The sequence below is a fragment of the Kitasatospora sp. NPDC017646 genome (assembly GCF_044329365.1).
Taxonomy (GTDB): Bacteria; Actinomycetota; Actinomycetes; order Streptomycetales; family Streptomycetaceae; genus Kitasatospora.
The window spans coordinates 102,326-120,158 of the sequence record NZ_JBIRJC010000006.1; the positions used below are offsets into that span (position 1 = coordinate 102,326).

16 protein-coding genes are annotated in these 17,833 nt (G+C 70.8%); 7 read left to right on the forward strand and 9 right to left on the reverse strand.

Annotated elements, in window-relative coordinates; genetic code table 11:
* Positions 1 to 18: 18 nt before the first annotated feature.
* Together ACH4J0_RS12585 and ACH4J0_RS12590 are read left to right on the forward strand one after the other, a co-directional pair.
* Positions 19 to 255 carry a chaplin gene (locus tag ACH4J0_RS12585; protein WP_396239119.1) on the forward strand — a complete coding sequence of 79 codons (237 nt, stop codon included), beginning with the start codon at positions 19 to 21 and terminating at the stop codon, positions 253 to 255.
* A 147-nt stretch (positions 256 to 402) separates the two neighbouring features.
* Positions 403 to 2,043 (forward strand): AMP-binding protein, encoded by a 1,641-nt coding sequence (locus ACH4J0_RS12590; RefSeq protein WP_396239121.1) that lies wholly within the window; start codon positions 403 to 405, stop codon positions 2,041 to 2,043.
* 73 nt (positions 2,044 to 2,116) lie between these two features.
* Here ACH4J0_RS12590 and ACH4J0_RS12595 read toward each other — a convergent pair whose 3' ends face one another.
* On the reverse strand, positions 2,117 to 2,521 hold the full coding sequence (locus tag ACH4J0_RS12595) for a YccF domain-containing protein (protein ID WP_396239123.1): 405 nt from the start codon (positions 2,519 to 2,521) through the stop codon (positions 2,117 to 2,119).
* Between the two features lie 490 nt (positions 2,522 to 3,011).
* On the opposite strand from ACH4J0_RS12595, the gene ACH4J0_RS12600 reads away from it, so the two are divergent.
* Positions 3,012 to 4,127 carry a metalloprotease gene (locus ACH4J0_RS12600; RefSeq protein ID WP_396239125.1) on the forward strand — a complete coding sequence of 372 codons (1,116 nt, stop codon included), beginning with the start codon at positions 3,012 to 3,014 and terminating at the stop codon, positions 4,125 to 4,127.
* A 525-nt stretch (positions 4,128 to 4,652) separates the two neighbouring features.
* On the opposite strand, the gene ACH4J0_RS12605 is transcribed toward ACH4J0_RS12600, so the two are convergent.
* Positions 4,653 to 5,630 (reverse strand): Lrp/AsnC family transcriptional regulator, encoded by a 978-nt coding sequence (locus ACH4J0_RS12605; protein WP_396239127.1) that lies wholly within the window; start codon positions 5,628 to 5,630, stop codon positions 4,653 to 4,655.
* Positions 5,631 to 5,746: 116 nt separating this feature from the next.
* Between ACH4J0_RS12605 and ACH4J0_RS12610 the strand changes: the two genes are divergently transcribed.
* Positions 5,747 to 7,189, forward strand: coding sequence for a carboxylesterase/lipase family protein (locus ACH4J0_RS12610; protein ID WP_396239129.1), 1,443 nt, complete (start codon positions 5,747 to 5,749; stop codon positions 7,187 to 7,189).
* 377 nt (positions 7,190 to 7,566) lie between these two features.
* On the opposite strand, the gene ACH4J0_RS12615 is transcribed toward ACH4J0_RS12610, so the two are convergent.
* Together ACH4J0_RS12615 and ACH4J0_RS12620 are read right to left on the reverse strand one after the other, a co-directional pair.
* Positions 7,567 to 8,175 carry a hypothetical protein gene (locus ACH4J0_RS12615; protein WP_396239131.1) on the reverse strand — a complete coding sequence of 203 codons (609 nt, stop codon included), beginning with the start codon at positions 8,173 to 8,175 and terminating at the stop codon, positions 7,567 to 7,569.
* Positions 8,176 to 8,308: 133 nt separating this feature from the next.
* Positions 8,309 to 9,355 (reverse strand): YncE family protein, encoded by a 1,047-nt coding sequence (locus ACH4J0_RS12620; RefSeq protein WP_396239133.1) that lies wholly within the window; start codon positions 9,353 to 9,355, stop codon positions 8,309 to 8,311.
* 129 nt (positions 9,356 to 9,484) lie between these two features.
* On the opposite strand from ACH4J0_RS12620, the gene ACH4J0_RS12625 reads away from it, so the two are divergent.
* Positions 9,485 to 10,372 carry a LysR family transcriptional regulator gene (locus ACH4J0_RS12625; RefSeq protein WP_396239136.1) on the forward strand — a complete coding sequence of 296 codons (888 nt, stop codon included), beginning with the start codon at positions 9,485 to 9,487 and terminating at the stop codon, positions 10,370 to 10,372.
* Between the two features lie 65 nt (positions 10,373 to 10,437).
* Here the strand turns inward: ACH4J0_RS12625 and ACH4J0_RS12630 are convergent, their stop codons facing one another.
* From ACH4J0_RS12630 to ACH4J0_RS12650, 5 genes are all read right to left on the reverse strand, one after another.
* On the reverse strand, positions 10,438 to 12,144 hold the full coding sequence (locus tag ACH4J0_RS12630) for an alpha/beta hydrolase (protein ID WP_396239139.1): 1,707 nt from the start codon (positions 12,142 to 12,144) through the stop codon (positions 10,438 to 10,440).
* Positions 12,145 to 12,147: 3 nt separating this feature from the next.
* Positions 12,148 to 12,555 (reverse strand): hypothetical protein, encoded by a 408-nt coding sequence (locus ACH4J0_RS12635; protein ID WP_396239141.1) that lies wholly within the window; start codon positions 12,553 to 12,555, stop codon positions 12,148 to 12,150.
* 158 nt (positions 12,556 to 12,713) lie between these two features.
* Positions 12,714 to 13,241 (reverse strand): hypothetical protein, encoded by a 528-nt coding sequence (locus tag ACH4J0_RS12640; RefSeq protein ID WP_396239143.1) that lies wholly within the window; start codon positions 13,239 to 13,241, stop codon positions 12,714 to 12,716.
* Between the two features lies 1 nt (position 13,242).
* Positions 13,243 to 14,949 carry an alpha/beta hydrolase gene (locus ACH4J0_RS12645; protein WP_396239145.1) on the reverse strand — a complete coding sequence of 569 codons (1,707 nt, stop codon included), beginning with the start codon at positions 14,947 to 14,949 and terminating at the stop codon, positions 13,243 to 13,245.
* Between the two features lie 3 nt (positions 14,950 to 14,952).
* Entirely contained in the window at positions 14,953 to 15,360 is a 408-nt protein-coding gene (locus tag ACH4J0_RS12650) for a hypothetical protein (RefSeq protein ID WP_396239147.1), read from the reverse strand.
* 260 nt (positions 15,361 to 15,620) lie between these two features.
* Here ACH4J0_RS12650 and ACH4J0_RS12655 point away from each other — a divergent pair, with 260 nt between their 5' ends.
* Both ACH4J0_RS12655 and ACH4J0_RS12660 read left to right on the forward strand, forming a co-directional pair.
* Positions 15,621 to 16,031 (forward strand): hypothetical protein, encoded by a 411-nt coding sequence (locus ACH4J0_RS12655; RefSeq protein ID WP_396239149.1) that lies wholly within the window; start codon positions 15,621 to 15,623, stop codon positions 16,029 to 16,031.
* 87 nt (positions 16,032 to 16,118) lie between these two features.
* A complete protein-coding gene (locus ACH4J0_RS12660; protein ID WP_396239151.1) occupies positions 16,119 to 17,708 on the forward strand; it encodes a multicopper oxidase family protein in 1,590 nt (529 codons plus the stop codon).
* Positions 17,709 to 17,833: the final 125 nt, after the last annotated feature.

Here is a 17,833-nt window from a genome sequence, read left to right on the forward strand (position 1 = left end):
CTCACAAGGAGTCACGCAATGCGTATTCGCACCACCCTCGCCGCCACCGCGCTCGCCGCGGTGGCCGTCCTGGCCGGTGCCGGCACCGCCGCCGCAGGCGACGCGACCGCCAACGGCGTGGCCGCCAACTCGCCCGGTGTGTTCTCCGGCAACCAGATCCAGTTCCCGATCAACTTCGAGGCCAATGTCTGCGGCAACTCGATCGGCGGGGGCCTGCTGAACCCCGGGTTCGGCAACATCTGCATCATCGGCTGACCCGAGCGCCGGGGCCGCCCGTCGAATCCGACGGGCGGCCCCGGCGTCGTGTCGGTACCCCCGTTCGGGGGTGGCGGCGCGGATCCGGGACCGCGACCATGGTGGCCTGTCCCGCACCGCCGCACCGCCGCACCCAGGAGCCCGCCCGTGCCGACCACGCCGTCCCCGCGCAGCTACGCCTCCGGCACCTCGGACGTCCCCCTGCTGGGCGACACCATCGGGGAGAACCTGGACCGCGCGGTGCGCGCCTTCCCCGACCGCGACGCCCTGGTCGACCGCCCCACCGCCCGCCGCTGGACGTACGCCCGACTCGCCGCCGACGTGGACGCGCTGGCCCTCGGCCTGCTGGAACTCGGGATCGCCAAGGGCGACCGGGTCGGCATCTGGGCCCCCAACTGCGCCGAGTGGACGCTCACCCAGTACGCCACCGCCAAGCTCGGCGCGATCCTGGTCACCGTCAACCCGGCCTACCGGGCCCACGAGTTGGAATACGTGCTGAACCAGGCCGGGATCCGGCTGCTCGTCGCGGCGGAGAGCTTCAAGACCTCGGACTACGCCGGGATGATCGCGCAAGTCCGGCCGCGCTGCGCCGGGTTGGAGCGGGTGGTCCTGCTGGGCAGCCCGGCCTGGGACGGTCTGCTGGCGGCCGGCCGCAAGGCCGGTCCCGAGCTCCGCGCCCACTTCGCGGAGATCCAGGGCGAGTTGGCGCCGGACGATCCGATCAACATCCAGTACACCTCGGGTACCACCGGCTTCCCCAAGGGCGCCACCCTCTCGCACCACAACATCCTCAACAACGGCTACTTCGTGGGGGAGCTGCTCGACTACACGGAGCAGGACCGGATCTGCATCCCGGTGCCCTTCTACCACTGCTTCGGCATGGTGATGGGCAACCTGGCCGCCACCTCGCACGGCGCCTGCATGGTCATCCCGGCCCCCTCCTTCGAACCCGGCGCCACCCTGGCCGCCGTCGCCGCCGAGCGCTGCACCTCGCTGTACGGCGTGCCGACCATGTTCATCGCCGAACTCGCCGATCCGGACTTCGCCCGCTACGACCTCGGCAGCCTGCGCACCGGCATCATGGCCGGCTCGCCGTGCCCGACCGAGGTGATGAGGGAGGTCATCGAGCGGATGGGCATGGCGGAGGTGTCTATCTGCTACGGCATGACCGAGACCTCGCCGGTCTCCACCCAGACCCGCACCGACGACCCGGTCGAGCGCCGGGTCTCCACGGTCGGCCGGGTCGGCCCGCACCTGGAGGTCAAGGTCGTCGACCCGGCCACCGGTCGCACCGTCCCGCGCGGCGAGCCCGGCGAGCTGTGCACCCGCGGCTACTCCGTGATGCTCGGCTACTGGAACGAGCCCGAGCGCACCACCGAGGCCGTGGACGCGGCACGCTGGATGCACACCGGGGACCTCGCGGTGATGGACGGGGACGGCTACCTCGCCATCACCGGGCGGATCAAGGACATGGTGATCCGCGGCGGGGAGAACCTCTACCCGCGCGAGATCGAGGAGTTCCTCCACACCCACCCGGACGTCCTCGACGTGCAGGTGATCGGCGTCCCCGACCCGAAGTACGGGGAGGAGCTGATGGCCTGGATCCGGATGCGCGAGGGCGCCGAGCCGCTCACCGCCGAGACCGTGCGCACCTACTGCGAGGGCCGGCTCGCCCACTTCAAGGTGCCGCGCCACGTGCACGTGGTCGAGGAGTTCCCGATGACGGTCACCGGCAAGATCCGCAAGGTCGAGATGCGCGAGATGGCCGTACGGATCCTCGGCCTCTGATCCGCGCGGACGCCGACGGGAACGACGGCGGCCCGCCCCGGTGGGGCGGGCCGCCGTCGACGTCACCAGGCGCTCAGTACCGCCCGGCGAAGTCCTGGTCGGTGGAGACGATCTCGCGGCCCAGGGGCATCAGCGAGACCGGGATCATCTTGAGGTTGGCCCAGCCGAACGGGATCCCGATGATCGACAGGAACAGCGGGATGCTGGTGAGCAGGTGCCCAAGCGCCAGCCACCACCCGGCGAAGACGAGCCAGATCACGTTCCCGACGCAGGACGCCGCCCCGGCGTCCGCCCGCTCGACGGTGGTCCGCCCGAACGGCCACAGTATGAACCCGGCGATCCGGAACGAGGCGATGCCGAACGGGATGGTAATTACAAGCAGGCAGCAGATAATTCCGGCGACAGCATAGGCCAGCGCCATCCAAATCCCACAGAAAAGCAGCCAGACGATATTTAGAATGAATTTCACTGCACTCATACCCGGTACCTTCTCACGGCGCTGATGGCGTTGCACTACGACCGTTGCCATGCCCGCTGGCGAGTGTGTCTACGCCCCCTACAGCCACGAGCACCGGCGCTCGGGCATCGGCCTGCACGCCCCCCGCCTCCGTGCTCACCGCGTCGCGGCACAGTCTCGGCCCGATCGTGGTGGCCGACGGGCAGGTGCTCGTGCCGGTCGACTCCCGGAGGTATGACGAATCGGACGTGCTGGGTCACTGCGAGGACCAGCGGTGGGGTTCCGGGAAGCGTCGCCTGGTGGAACCGGCCACCGACCACTTCGATCCGGTGGGCGGGTCGCTCAACCGTGCGGCAGGACTCGCCGTGCGCCGGTTGGCGCCTTCGCGTGATCCGCGTCGCTTGTGCAGTCAGTATCATCCTATGGAACGTCAATCCATATGAGAGCGCCAGCATGTGGCTTCGTCCGTCTCTGTTTCTCTGAAAGGAAGTTCATGGGCATAGGAGAGAGAATGTCGCGCCGCTTCGCCGCTTTCGGCGCGGCCGTTCTTGCCGGTATGGCCGCAGTCCCGCTGTCAGCCACCAGTGCGGCGGCAGTTGCGGCTCCTGTCTGCTTGAGCGGAAATCTCCTGTACGACTACCAGTCGGCCGACGCGGGAACGTCGAAACCGACGATGACCAAACCGGTCCGTAGCGCGAACGTCGAGCTGTGGGGCAATGAGAAGCCCACCGACTCCCCGCACCAGCTCACTGCCGATTTCCAGTACACGGCGGGTGACGGAGGCTTCAGACTCTGCTACACGCCCACGACAACGACGTCGATGAGCAGCATGTGGGTGCGGTTCAACGCCGAAAGTACGAAACTGTGGAGGGTCAACGACACCCGCGGCGCAACTTACACGCTGGACTCCCAGACCCTGCACAACGTCTCCTCCAGCGCTTCGCTGGGCGCGATCAAGCCTTCCTCCGACACCGCTCGGGCCTGGCACGCCTTCGACACCGTCAACCTTCTTTGGTGGAACCGCAACAACCCCGCCAGCATCTGCTGGTCCTCTCACGAGACAGACGGAAACCACTGCACTGAGCTCAACATCCAGTGGACCGACACCTCGACGGACGGTCCGTACTACGACATCGGCAGCCACACCATCCATCTCTCCGCCGCCGACCCCGACTCCGAGCACACCGTCCTCCATGAGTCCGGTCACTTCTTCATGAACCGTTTGTTCAACGGCTTCCCGAGCTACACCATCTGCAGTTCCCAGTACATCTACAACCGCGCTGGCAGTGGTACGTGTGCATGGGTCGAGGGCTTCGCCGACGCCGTCGCTGCCTACCTCCTGGGTGACTACCGCTACGTCTGGCCGAACGGCACCGAGATGTCCTTCGCGCACTCACCAGGCTGGGGTACCGGAGACCAGGTCGAGGGCAACGTGACCGGTTCGCTGCTTGACCTGTGGAGGAACGTCGACGGTGGCAACTGGAACCGCACGATCACCCTGTTGACGTCTACCGCCCCGTCCACCTTCTCCGAATACTTCAATACCGACCGGCCGAAAGCCGCCCCCTCGCTTTCCACCGGTTCGGACGCGCTTTCCTACCTCCGCAGCCATTCCATCCAGTACTGAACCCACTAATCCCGTGCTTTCACGAGCAGGGCTGTCCGGGGTGTGATCAAACGAACCGGCGAACAGCAGCGGCAGGCGCGGTGTCTGCTGGCGGATGCCTACCGGTGCGGGTACCCGGTCTGGATCGCGATCGGCCCCCTGCCCACACGGCAGGGGGCCGGTGCGCAGCGCGCAAGAGATCCAGGAAGACAGTCCGTAACCGGCTGACTCGGGCTGGACGGGGACGCGGGCGGGCCGGTGAGCCGGTGCACCGGCGTGGACCACCATGCTTCGCGGGCAGCCACCTGCGAGTGATGGCCGGTGCTGACGAGGAACTCCATCAGATGATGTCGGCGAGGCTCAGTCGCCTTGAGGTTCGATCACAAAGCCGAGGCACAAGGTCGCCCGGGGCATCTGTCACGACAGGCGTGGGCTGATCATGCGGGCACGCAGGTCGGGACAGGGACAGGGCCGGGCTCCTCGTGCGGCGTTCCCCCCCGCCGGGGAGAGTCCTTCGCACGGCGGAGCGGGTGCCGGGTGGCCGGATCAGTGGCTGCCGGGGCGTAGGAGTCCGGTGCGTTTGATTCCGCTGAGGATGGGAGTGGCCTCGGCGGTGTTGATCTGGGTGAGTGCGCCGACGGTCTCGCTCATGAAGCGGTAGAGAGCGTCGAGGTCGGCTGCGGCGACGGCGACGAGGAGGTTGGCGGGGCCGGTGGTGGCGGCGGCGAAGCGGACTTGGGGGTGGCGGCTGAGGTGTTGGCCCGCCTCGTCCATGCGGCCCGGTGCGGCGGTGACCCACAGCAGGGCCTCGGTGCGGATGCCGAGGCGGGCCAGGTCGACTTCGGTGGCCAGGCGCAGGACCTGGCCTTCGACGATTGCCTCCAGGCGGCGGCGGGCGGTGAGGGCGGTGGTGTCGGCGCGTCGGGCGAGGTCGATGTAGGAGGCGCGGCCGTCGTCGGTCAGCGCGTTGATCAGTTTGAGGTCGGCGGGGTGCGCGGCGGGGGGTGTGGGGGCCTGGCGCGGGTGCGGGCGCAGGAAGGCGAGTTCGTCCGCGCTGAGCAGGCCGCCGCTCCAGTTGAACGCGGCGGGGAAGACTCGTAGCAGGACGTGGGAGGTCCATGAGGAGACGGCGGGGGTGGCGGGCAGGTCGCGCAGCAGCAGGGTGTTGCGGGCCTCGGGGCCGTCGAGGAAGAGGATCGTGCAGATCTCGTCGCCGCCGCCGAGGATGTCGACCCAGACTGTGTCGGGCCGCTGGGCGAGGGTGGCGGCGACGGCCGAGATCCGATTGGGCTTGCAGCGGATGCGCAGCGCGAGCGGGATCAGATCGGGGAAGTGGGCGGGGTTGCGTACGGCGGTGGCACGCAGAATGCGGTCGCCGTACAGAGGGGCCACGCGGCGCACGACGGTGCGCTCGGAGATGCCCAGTGCTTGGCCGACGGTGCGCCAGGAGGCGCGTGGGGCGGCCATCATCGCGGCGGCGATCCGCCGGTCAGTCTCGTCGAGCAGATGGCGCGCTTTCTCCATGAAACAAGATCTTATGGCGCGCTTCTTCTGTTTTGATGCCACTTTCTGGCCGGGATTCTCGTACGGGCATAGAAACGTCCCGGAGCAACCGAGACGGATGAGAGCAGGTGGGACGGATGCCGGCGGAGGGGTTCGAGGTCGTGGAGACCGGGCGGGGCAGGGTCGCCGGGGTGGCGGAGGGCGGGGCGTTGTGTTTCCGGGGCATCCCGTACGCGGCGTCGCCGGTGGGCGCGCTGCGCTTCGCGCCGCCACGCCCGCACGCGGGCTGGAGCGGGGTGCGGGAGGCTGCGAAGGCGGGGCCGTCGGTGCCGCAGGCGGCTTCCCGGCTGGAGCGGGTGCAGGGCCGGCGGGCGCCGGACTGGGACGAGGCGGGCAGTCTGAGCGTGAACGTGTTCACCCCGCGCCGGGCCGTGCGCGACGGCGCGGGGCGCGCGGTGCTGGTGTGGTGGCACGGCGGCGGTTTCACCAGCGGCAGCGGCGGCTGGGACTGGTACGACGGGGCCCGCCTCGCCGCGTTGGGCGACATCGTGGTGGTCACCGCCAACTACCGGCTGGGGCCGCTGGGCTACCTCCACCTCCCGGAGATCGGCGCCGCCAACCTCGGCTTCCAGGACCAGGTCGCGGTCCTGCGCTGGGTGGGGGACAACATCGCCGCCTTCGGCGGCGACCCTGGCCGGGTGACGGTGGGCGGGCAGTCCGCGGGGGCCTACTCCTCCCTGATGCTCGCCCTGGACGCGGCCACCGGACCCTTGGTCGCGCAGGTCCTGCTGCAGAGTGGCCCCTTCGGCCTGGCCCCGCAGGACCCGGAAGAGGCCGCCGAGCGCGCCGAGGACTACCTGCGCCTGCTGGGCATCGCTCTCCGCGCCGACCACTTGGCCCTGTTGTCCGCCGTTCCGGTCGGGCGATTGCTCGAGGCCTACGGCGCCCTGTCCGCCCGCCTCGCGGCCCCGGGCAAGGCGGCTCCTCCGATGTACCCGGTCCTCGGCGCGCCCGGCTTGGCGCGCACCTTTCAGCAGGCGCACGCCGGCGGCGGCCTGCGGGGCAAGCCCCTGCTGATCGGCACCACCCGCGACGAGGCAACGGCGTTCTGCGGCTTCAACCCCCGCATCCAGCAGCTCACCGAACCGGAAGCCCTGGACCTGCTCACCGCCCAGGTCGGCCCGCACGCAGCCCCCGACCTCTACCGGCGACACGCCGCCGGCCCAACGCCGGCGGAGGTCTTCACCGCGATCCAGACCGACAACCTGTTCGTCGACGGCTCCCTGGCGATCGCCGACCGGCACGCGGCCGGCGGCGACGCCACCTACGTCTACCGGTTCGACCACGCACCCGCCGAGGACCCCCACCGCCTCGGCGCCACCCACTGTGCCGAACTCCCTTACCTCTTCGGCACGTTCGACGCCTATCCCGACAGCCCCGTACTCGTCGGAGCCGACAACCGCCGCAGCGCGCTCAGCCGCGAATTCGCCACCGCCCTGGCCCAGTTCGTCGCCACCGGCACCGCCGAGGGCTGGAGCCCCCACGTCCCCGGCGCCGCCGGCATCCGCCACTTCGGCTGAGACCGGGAGAAGGCCGTGCCGCCCAGTGGCGCGCCCAAACCGGCACCGCCCCCGCTCCAGCAGGTAGGAGATCCGCGGGCGTTGGAACGTGTCTCCCATGGTCATGTCCGCCCAGCTTGAGTAGTTGCGGCCGTCCACCTCCACCGTATTGCCGGTACCGCCGTTCCTGGTCTGGAAGGCCAGTCGGGTCAACGGCGACTCCTCCCCGTGTGCTTTGTGCTCCTCCAGGTTGGGCGGTGGCGGCCCGGACACCCGTGATGCCCACGGCCGGACCTCAGGTCCCGGGCCGGATTCCATGAGATCACCGCCGCGGGCCCCGCGCGTGCCGCCGAGGGGGCCCGGGTCCACCGGGGGTCCGACAGACCCCCTCTCCGGGGTCAGTGGGCGTCGCGGCAGGGGCCGGTCGGGGTGCAGAGGGTGAGGGACAGCGGCTTGCCGGTCGACGGGATCCGGTAGTGGTACGCGGCGAAGGTGACGAGGTCGCCGAGGCCGAGGTCGACGGTGAGGTGCCGGACGGGGCTGACGAGGTGGTCGGGGTCGCCGGAGACCTCGATGTCGTCCACCCGGCCGCGGTAGGCCGTGAAGGCGTAGGAGTCCACGCCCGCCGTGGTGTCGGCGGGCATGGGGGTGCGCGTGACGAGGTCCTCGACGGGGGAGAACCAGATGGTCGTGGGCGTCTCGCCCCGGTGGTTGATGACCGCGTAGCAGACGTCGAGGTTGTCCACCGGCCAGAACGCGACCGCCCGGTACCCGCCGTCGGTGTCGAGGACCGCCATGGTCGGCAGGGTCGGTTCCGGGCACTGGGGCGGTGCGTTGAGGGTGGCGACCAGGTCCACGATCCACTGGGCGGACGGCGGGGCGGGTTCGGGGAGGAGGACCGGGGGGCGTAGCGCGCCCGGGTCGAGGACCGGCTCGCACGCGGTGGCGGCGGTCAGCGCCGCCGTCAGCGCCACCGCCGAACAGAACGCACCGAAGCGGCGTCTCATCCTGGTTCCCCCGAACGAAGGGTGAGCCTCAGGATCCTCCCGGCGCCCGCAGCCGGCAAGACTCCGGGCGCCGGCAGGCCTTCTGGTGCCCGCAGGACTCCGGGCGCGCCCGCGCCCGGAGTCGGGGGGCGTGTCAGGCCGGGCGGGGGAGGTAGGCCAGCCCGTGGGCGCCCGGTTCGGCGAGCTTGGGGACGGTGAGGCGGCTGACGGGGGTCAGGGACTGGAGGTCGATGACGTCCACGGTCGAGGAGACGACGGAGGAGACGTAGCCGAAGCGGCCGTCGGGGGAGGAGGTGACGGTCAGCGGGAACTGGCCGACCTCGACGGAGCCGAGCGGCCGGTGGGTGGCGGCGGAGAAGACGGTCAGGCGCCCGGGGGCCTGGCGGCCGAGGGGGGAGTCGGGGCCCGGGGTGGCACCGATCTCGCCCGCCAGCAGCCGGCCGGTGGAGGTCAGATGGACCGGGATGACGGCGGACCCGGTGGGCAGGACCTCCACCACGGAGGCCGTACGGGTGTCGATGACGTGGATGCCGGGCTCGGCGCCGGGCTCACCGGCGAAGCCGAGGTAGGGCGCGGCCACGTACACCCGGTTGCCGTCCGGGGAGACGGCGAGGCCCTCGCTGCCGGGGACCTCCACCTTTGCGGTCAGCACGCCGCGGCCGAGGTCCACCACGGAGACGAACGGCGCCTCCTTGTTGGTGGCGTAACCGGTGCGCCCGTCCGGGGAGATGGCGAACCAGTGCGGGCCCGGCGCGTCGGTGTCGATCCGGCCGAGCGGGCGGCGGGTCGTGAGGTCCATGACCACGACCCCGCCCGGGCGGTCCGCCGAGGCCTCGACGCTGACGTAGAGCCGGTCGCGGGCGAGGTCCAGGGCGAGGCCGTGCGGGCCGTGCTCGGGGGCCAGGTCGATCACCTCGACGATCCGGCGGGTGTCGGCGTCGATCACCGTCAGCTTGGTGCTCCGGCCGCCGTGGGCGTTGTAGTAGCCGGAGTGGTAGGCGGTGGTGCACCAGAGCAGGCGCCGGGTCGGGTCGAAGCACAACTCGTGCGGCTGGGCGGCGACTTCGAGGGTGTCGAGGAGGGCGTCGGTGGCGGCGTCGAAGAACGAGACACTCGGTCCGCTCTGGCTGACGACGGCGAGGACGTCTCCGACGAGGTGGGAACGCGGGTCGTTCGGCACGTGGACTCCTTGAACGAGGACTTGTTGCGCGGACGGGCTCCACTCTCCGCGCCGGGCGGCGACCGAACAATGCAAGGATCAGCACAGGATCATTGACCACAGCGCAAAAACACAGTTCAGGAGCCACGGATGGACCTCAACCTGCTGCGGACCCTGGACGCCCTGCTCCAGGAGAACAGCGTGACCCGGGCCGCCGAGCGGCTCGGCACCTCACCGGCGGCAGTGAGCCGGACGCTGGGCCGGCTGCGCCGGGCCGTCGGAGACCCGCTGCTGGTCCGGGCCGGACAGGGCCTGGTGCCGACCCCGCGGGCGATCGGACTGCGCGAGGAGGTGGCGGACGTGCTGCGCAGCTGCGAGAACCTGCTGCGCCCCGGGGCGGGCTTCGATCCGGCGCAGCTGGAGCGGACCTTCACCGTGCAGACCGGTGACGCGGTGCTGGCCCGGGTGGCCGGCCCGCTGACCGAGCGGATCCGCGCCGAGGCGCCCGGGGTGGACGTGGTCTTCCTGCCCGAGGCCATGGAGGGCGGACCGGCACTGCGCCAGGGCGTGGTGGACGTCGAGGTGGGCGTGCTGGGGCAGTTGGACCCGGAGATCCGCACCCGGCCGCTGGTCACCGCGCCGGTGGTGGGCGTGGCGCGCAGCGGCCACCCGCTGTTCGAGGGGCGGATCACGGCCCGGCGCTTCGCCGCCGCCGACCACATCGGCGTCTCCCGGCGCGGCCGGCGGCACGGCCCGATCGACACCGCGCTGGCCGACCGCGGGCTGCGCCGCCGGGTCGCGGTGGTGCTGCCCAGCCACACCGGCGCGATGCTGTTGGCCCGGGACAGCGACCTGGTGACGCTCGGCCCCGCGGACTGGCTGCCGCGGACCTTCGAGGCGCTGGGCCTGCGCACCTTCCCGATCCCGCTCGAACTCCCGCCGCTGGAGGTGGGGATGGCCTGGCACCCGCGCAACTCGGTCGATCCCGGGCAGCGTTGGTTCCGTGCGCACGTGGCGGCGGCCATGCGGCAGGCCTAGGGGCTGTCCCCGGGGGCCGCGCCCCCGGCGGGGTGCGGCCCGGCGTCGGTTCCCGGGCGGCGGTCCTACCTTCCGGCGATGACCTGCCCCATGGCGGCCAGCGTGGGCGAGCCGTTGTTCCAGTAGTCGGAGTGCCCGGCGTTGGGGTCGGTGGGCAGGACGTTGGCGCCGAACTCGGGGACGGTGGTCTGTCGGCCGTGGATCAGGTGGTGGTCGTCGTCGCCGAAGCCGTACTCGCCCTTCAGGTTGTCCCAGAAGTTGTCCGCCAGCCCGCCGGGGTCGACGGCGCCGGCCATGCCGATCATGTCGGCCTGGCTCTGCGCCGCGTAGACGTGGGACGGGTCGATGTGGAGGTCCCGGGCGGTGTCGACGCCGGCGCCCGGACTGGCGATGAGGACGACGTTGTCGACCGGAAGGCCCTTGTCCTTCATGGTGTAGCCGATCGTCGTGGTGCCGTAACTGTGGCCGAGGATCGTGTTGTTGGCGATGTTCCCCTGGTGGGTGGCGTGGAGTCCGACCTCGAAGCCGTGCAGCTTGTCCTCCGCGTTCTTCGCGTACGTGTCGTCCGCGGCCTGGGGGACGAGGTTCTGCGGTGCGTCGTAGCCGACCCAGGTGATCGACGAGGTGGTGGTGGTGAAGTCGCCCGCCTTCCGGTTGGCGGCGTTGGCCGAGGCGACCATCGCGTCCGAGCGGTCGATGTCGCCGCTGATGCTGCCGAGCCGCGCGCCGGTGCCGGGGACGTAGGTCGAGACGTTGGTGGCGGTGTCGGGGTTGTTGACGGCGACGATGGCGTGCCCGTGGCCGGCGTTGTCGAAGCCCAGCAGGAAGGTCGGCGGGTGGGCGTCGTCGACCGGGGTGTTCAGCCGCTTCTCGATGGCGTTGATGCCGTTCATCTGGTCGACGAGGTCGTCGTGCTGCTTCTTCCAGTCGTCGTAGTGGGAGTTCTTGACCGGTATGCCGTTGCTGTCGGCCCCCCCGCTGAACATGTCCGGCTCGGGGCCGAGCGCGTCGAGCTGTCTCTGGAGGGTGTCCTTGCTGCGCTGCAGGTTGATCCGGTTGGCCTGGTCGCGACCGGTGGCGGGGATGCCGTCCAGGTTGCCGATCTGGTCGGGGTGGTTGAGGATCATCCGCCGCTGTTGCTCGTCGGTGAGGCCGTTCCACCAGTCCTGGACGCTGTTCGGGTCGGTGCCGGCGGCGGGGACCTGTTCGAGCGCGTTCGCGGCGGCCGTGTCGTTGGTGGCGACCGTCGAGTCGAGCCCGGTGGCGTTGCTCGCGTTGGTGGTGAAGTGGGCGAGCCGCTTGCTGATCGTCCGGTCCGCGTGGTCGGCCTCGGTGAGGGCGGCGCTGATCCGGTCCCGGATGTCCTTGGCGTGCTCCGGGGCGCCGTGCCCGGCGAAGGTGAGGGAGTTGGGGTCGTTGTCCCAGGTGATCCCGCCGTCGGGGGCGACGGTGAGGCCCTGGGCCTTGGCGTCGTCCAGGGCGCTGATCAGGTGGGCCTGGGCGGCGGCGAAGCCCTCGGCGGCGTCGTGGAGGGCCCGGCTGATCAGGCCGATCTCCTGCTGGGCGGCGTGGAGTTCGTCGTGCAGGGTCTGGATCCGGGTGGTGGCGTGGCCGGCGGCCGTCCCGGTCCACTCGGAGTGGTTGAGCCGGTCGACGACGTCGTGCTGCCAGTTCTCCACGTGCTGGCCGAAGGCGGTGGCGAGGGTGTCGAAGGCCGTCTTGGCGGTGGTGAGGTTGCCGAAGCCGGCGTCGTGCAAGGTCTTGATGTCCATCGGTCACTCCGCCGCCTTCGCGCTGCGGGGCTTCACCGGGCCGGGGACGACGGTGGTGCCGAACGGGTCCGGCTCCGGCTTGTCCGGGACGGGCGTGTCCGGGTGGATCATGTTCGTGTGGATGTCCTGCTCGACCTGGCGGTAGTAGGCGGCCGAGGTGCCGAGCTTGGTGCCCACCTCGCCCATGTCGCCGCCGAGCTTGTCCAGCAGGGTCTTCCAGTTGCTGCCGCAGGTGGTCAACGCGGCTGCGGTGAGCCAGCCTTGCAGGGTGCCGGCGGCCTGGTTGCAGGGATCGGTGATCTTCGCGGTCTCGCCCGGTATGAGTCCGCCGATGTGCTGGGCGCTCTGCCCGCAGCCGTCCAGCTCGTCCGGCTTGACCTTGAAGTCCAAGGGCGCGTCAGGGTCTGCCATGTGTCCCCCCGTCAGTGACGGGCCGGTTGCTGGGGCGGCCCGTGCGGTAACCGACGTCGCATGCTAGCGGATCGGGAAGGCCGGGCAAGGGGGATTGCGGGGTGCGCATGCGAAGGGGCCGCACCTTCGCAAAGGTGCGGCCCCGAACGGGAGTTGGGCTAGGCCGGTGGAGTGCCGTCCGGCCAGACGCAGGGCGAGCTGACCTGGAGGGTGAGGTCGTGACTGGAGTCGGCGGTACCGTCCAGGACGGCCAGGAAGTCGTTCTGGGCGTTCTTCAGTTTGACCCAGTCGCGGTGGAAGCCGGGCGGGTCCTGAACGGGCTGGAACCCCTGCCCGGCCAGGTAGGTTCGGTAGTCGGTCACCGCCTGTGCCTTGATGTCTGACGACACGTCACCGAAGTCGTAGCCCCGGCTGGTCTGCTTGCGGCCGTGCGGGCCGACGTCGTTGGCGTCGCATTCCAGGTCGCTGAACGCGGCTGGCGTGGAGACGGGTTGGACTGGCAGCTTGGCCAGGATGCCGGCGAGGTATCCGTCGATCCGCGTCTTGGCCTGCTCCAGGCTGATCGTGGGCTTCGCCCGCTCGTGCAGGGTGGACGCGCCGCAGCCGCTGGCGGCCAGGGCGGTGACCGCCAGCACGGCGGCGGCGGTGACCCGCCGGATCGGGGAGGGGCGCTCGGTGGAGCTCATCTCAGTACTTCCCGGCCATGATCTGGCCCATGGAGACCAGGGTGGGCGAATCGGCGTTCCAGTAGTCGGAGTGCCCGGCGTTGGGGTCGACGGGCAGGACGTTCGCGCCGAACTGGGGGGCGGTGGTCTGGCGGCCGTACATCAGGTGGTGGTCGCCGTCGCCGAAACCGAAGTCGGTCTTGAGGTTGTCCCAGAGGTTGTCCCCGAGCCCGCTGGGGTCGGTGGCGGCGGCCCAGCCGATCGCGTCGGCCGGGCTCTGCGCCGCGTACACGTGGTTCGGGTCGATGCGCAGGTCCTTGGCGTTGTCGACACCGGCGCCGGGGCTGGCGATGAGGACGGCGTTGTCGACCGGGAGGCCGTGGTCGCGCATGGCGTATCCCACCGTCGTGGTGCCGTAGCTGTGGGCGAGGATGGTGTTGTTGCCGATCTTCCCGTCGTGGGTGGCGTGCAGGCCGTTCTCGAAGCTGACCAGCTTGTCCTCCGCGTTCTTCGCGTACGTGTCGTCCGCGGCCTCCGGGATGATGTTCTGCGGGGCGTCGTAGCCGACCCAGGTGATGGACGAGGTGGTGCTCTTGTCCCCCGCCTGCTTGTTGGCGTTGTTGGCCGAGGCGACCATGACGTCCGAGCGGTTGATGTCGCTGCCGATGCTGCCGAGGCGTGCGCCGGTGCCGGGGACGTAGGTCGACACGTTGTTCGCGGTGTCGGGGTTGTTCACGGCGACGATGGCGTGCCCGTGGCCGTTGGTGTCGAAGCCCAGCAGGAAGGTCGGCGGGTGGGTGGCGTCGACCTTGGTGTTCAGCCGGGCCTCGATGGCCTTGATGCCGTTCATCTTGTCGGTGAGGTCGTCGTGCTTCTGCTTCCACGTCGTGTAGTCGGGGTTCTCGACCGGGAAGCCGTTGCTGTCGGCGACGTTCAGGAACTGGTTGGGCTCGGGGCCGAGGCCGTCCAGCTGGTGCTGGATGTCCTGGTGGGCGCGCTGGAGGTTGATCTGGTTCGCCTGGTTGCGGTCGACGGCGGGGATGCCGTCCATGTTGCCGATCTGGTCGGGGTGGTTGAGGATCATCCGGCGCTGCTGCTCGTCGGTCAGGCCGTTCCACCAGGCCTTGACGCTGTTCGGGTCGGTGCCGGCGGCGGGTACCTGTTCGAGCGCGTTGGCGGCGTCGGTGTCGGCCTTGGCGGTCGCGGAGTCGAGGCCGGTGCCGTTGCCGGCGTTGGTGGCGAGGTGGCCGAGCCGGCTGTTGATGGTCTGGTCGGCGTGGTCGGCCTCGTTGAGGGCGGCGGTGATCCGGGCCTGGATCTGCTGGGCCTGGGTCTCCGCGTCCTTGCCGGCGAAGTTGGGGGAGTTGGGGTCCTTGTCCCAGGTGATCCCGCCGTCGTCGGCGACGGTGAGCTTCTGGTTCTTGGCGTCGTCGAGGGCGCTGATCAGGTGGGCCTGGGCGGCGGCGAAGCCGTCGTAGGCGTCCTGGAGGGCGCGGCTGACCAGGCCCAGTTCCTGCTTGGCGGACTGGAGTTCGGTGCCCAGGGTCGAGATCCGGGTGTTGGCGTGGCCGGCGGCCGTGCCGGTCCACTCGGAGTGGCTCAGCCGGTCGACGACGTCGTGCTGCCAGGACTCGATGTGCTGGCCGAAGGCGGTGGCCAGGGTGTCGAAGGCGCTCTTCGCGGTGGAGATGCTGATGACGTCGGCATCGTGGAGGGTCTTGATGTCCAACGCCTACTCGCCCGCCTTCGCGCTGCGGGGCTTCACCGGGCCGGGCGTGAAGTTGGTGTCGAAGGGATCCGGCTCCGGCCCGTTCGAGGCGGGCGCGTTCGGGTTCCGCATGCTGTTGTGGGCGTTCTGCTCGGCCTGCCGGTAGTAGGTGGCCGAGGTGCCGAGCTTGGTGCCCACGTCGCCCATGTCGGTTCCGAGCTTGTCCAGCAGGGTCTTCCAGTTGGTCCCGCAGTTCTGGATGGCGCCGGCCGTGAGCCAGCCCTTCAGCCCTCCGGCGGCCTGGTTGCACGGGTCGGTGATCTTCGAGGTCTCGCCCGGTATCAGACCGCCTATGTGCTGGGCGCTCTGCCCGCAGCCGTCCAGCTCGGCCGGCTTGACCTTGAACTCCAAGCCCGCGTCAGGATCTGCCATTTTCTTTCGTTCCCCCGTCAGTTCCGGCCGGAGTGTCCTCCGTGTCCGGGATCGTGCGTGACTGCCGGGCATGTTAACGGATCTTGTACGGGGAGCAGTCGCCGGATACGTGAGGGCGCGGTACGGATCCCCACCATCTCTACCGTGCTCTGTCCCACCGTGGGCGGCCGGGGTGAGGTCGGCCCCGGCTCGGTGGCGGGTCGAGGTTCGGGATACCCTAAGGGGGTAACTGGAGGCGGAGACGGCCGGGAGGGCGGACCATGGCGCAGCAGCGGCCGTGTGGTTCGTCGGTGTCGCGGCTGCTGCTGCTCGCGGCCCTGTTGTTCGGGATCCTGACCATGCACACGCTCGGCCATCCGAGCGGTGGGCACGGCGGTCACGGCCCGCGGCTGACGGCCGCGCAGCCGACGGCGGAGCACCATGCGGTGGCTGCCGGGTCGACCCACGTGACCGCGGACCTCGCCACTGCCGACGGCATGGATCCGATGGCGGTGTGCCTCGCCGTGCTGGCCGGCTGGACGTTGCTGCTCCTGGTGGTCGGCCCCCTGCTGCGCCGCAGTGGGGACGCCGCCGCCGAGGTGCGGGCCCGGCTGCTGCGGGCCGTCCGTGCGCTGCCGCCGCCCGGGGGCGGGCGGACACTCCTCAGCAGACTCGCGGTGCTGCGTCAGTAGGCGCGCGCCCGCCGTCCCGTGCCCGGGTACGGAACGGCCGACGCGACGTCCTGCACGCCCACACCACCGCACGAGGTGCACTCCGTCATGCGCACACCCACCCGTCGTACCGTCCTGGCCTCCGCGCTCGCCGCCGCCGGGACCGGACTGCTCGCCGCCTGCTCCTCCGGCTCGGACTCGATGAACGGCATGGACCACTCGGCCATGAACCACGGGCCGACCAACCCGGCCGCCGCGCCCGCCGGCTTCGTCGCCCCGAACGGCCCCGAGGTCGCCGCCGCCGAGGCGAAGCGCAAGCCCGGCCCCGAGCGCAAGGTCGCGCTCACCGCCACCGAGACCACCCTGGACCTCGGCGGACGCACCGTCCGCAGCTGGGCGTACGGCGACCGCCTGCCCGGCCAGGAGGTCCGCGCCACCCTCGGCGACACGCTCGCCGTCACCCTCGCCAACCACCTGCCGCAGCCCACCTCGTTGCACTGGCACGGCCTCGCCCTGCGCAACGACATGGACGGCGTGCCGGGCGTGACCCAGGAGGCGGTCAGGGCCGGCGCCTCCTTCGACTACCGCTTCGCGCTCTCCCGCCCGGGCACCTACTGGTTCCACCCGCACTCCGGCGTTCAGCAGGACCGGGGCCTGTACGCGCCGCTGATCGTCGAGGACCCGGAGGAGCCGCTGCGCTACGACAAGGAGTGGGTCGTCGTCCTGGACGACTGGGTGGACGGGGTCGACGGCAGCACCCCCGACGCCGTCCTCGCCGAACTCGCCAAGGGCATGGGCGGGATGGACCACTCGTCGCACGGTATGCCCGGGATGGACACGGGCGGCGGCACGGCCAGCCGGGACGCCGGCCCTTCCAGGATGCTGATGGGCGCCACGAGCCCGCTGCTCGGCGGCGACGCGGGCGACGTCGCCCACCCCTTCCACCTGGTCAACGGCCGCCTGCCGAGTGCCCCCGAGACCTTCGCCGCCAAGCCCGGCGACCGGATCCGGATCCGGCTGATCAACGCGGGCGGCGACACCGCCTACCGGGTCGCCCTCGGCGGCCACGAGCTGACCGTCACCCACGCCGACGGCTTCCCGGTCGAACAGGCCACCGCCCAGGCGCTGTTGCTCGGCATGGGGGAGCGCTACGACGTGCTGGTGACCGTCAAGGACGGCGTCTTCCCGCTGACCGCCCTCGCCGAGGGCAAGAACGCCACCGCGCTGGCCGTGCTGCGCACCGGCGGCGGCGCCGCGCCCGACGCCTCGGTGCGCCCGGCCGAGCTGGACGGCCGGCTGCTCACCGCAGGGCAGTTGAGGGCCGACGCTAGCGTCCGGCTGCCCGCAAAGGCGCCGGACCGCACCGTCAGGCTGGAGCTCACCGGCGGCATGGCGAAGGCCGACTGGGCGTTCAACGGCCGCCCGTACGACCCGGCGCAGCGCTACCCGGTGGCGGCGGGCGAGCGGGTGCGGCTGGAGTTCCGCAACAGCACGAGCATGTGGCACCCGGTCCACCTGCACGGGCACAGCTTCGCGCTGGGCGCCGACGGCCCGCGCAAGGACACCGCGATCGTGCTGCCGGGCGCGACCCTGGCGGTCGACTTCGACGCCGACAACCCGGGGCTGTGGATGGTGCACTGCCACAACGTGTACCACTCCGAGACCGGCATGATGACCGTCCTCGGTTACCAGGCGTAACCCCGTCCAGGATCCGAGACGCCGGGGCGGCGGACTTCCTCCCCCGCCCCGGCCCCGGGCCCGCCGCACCACGCCACCCTTCCCCACCTGCGGATCCATGACGCTTTCTTAACGCGGGCCGATGA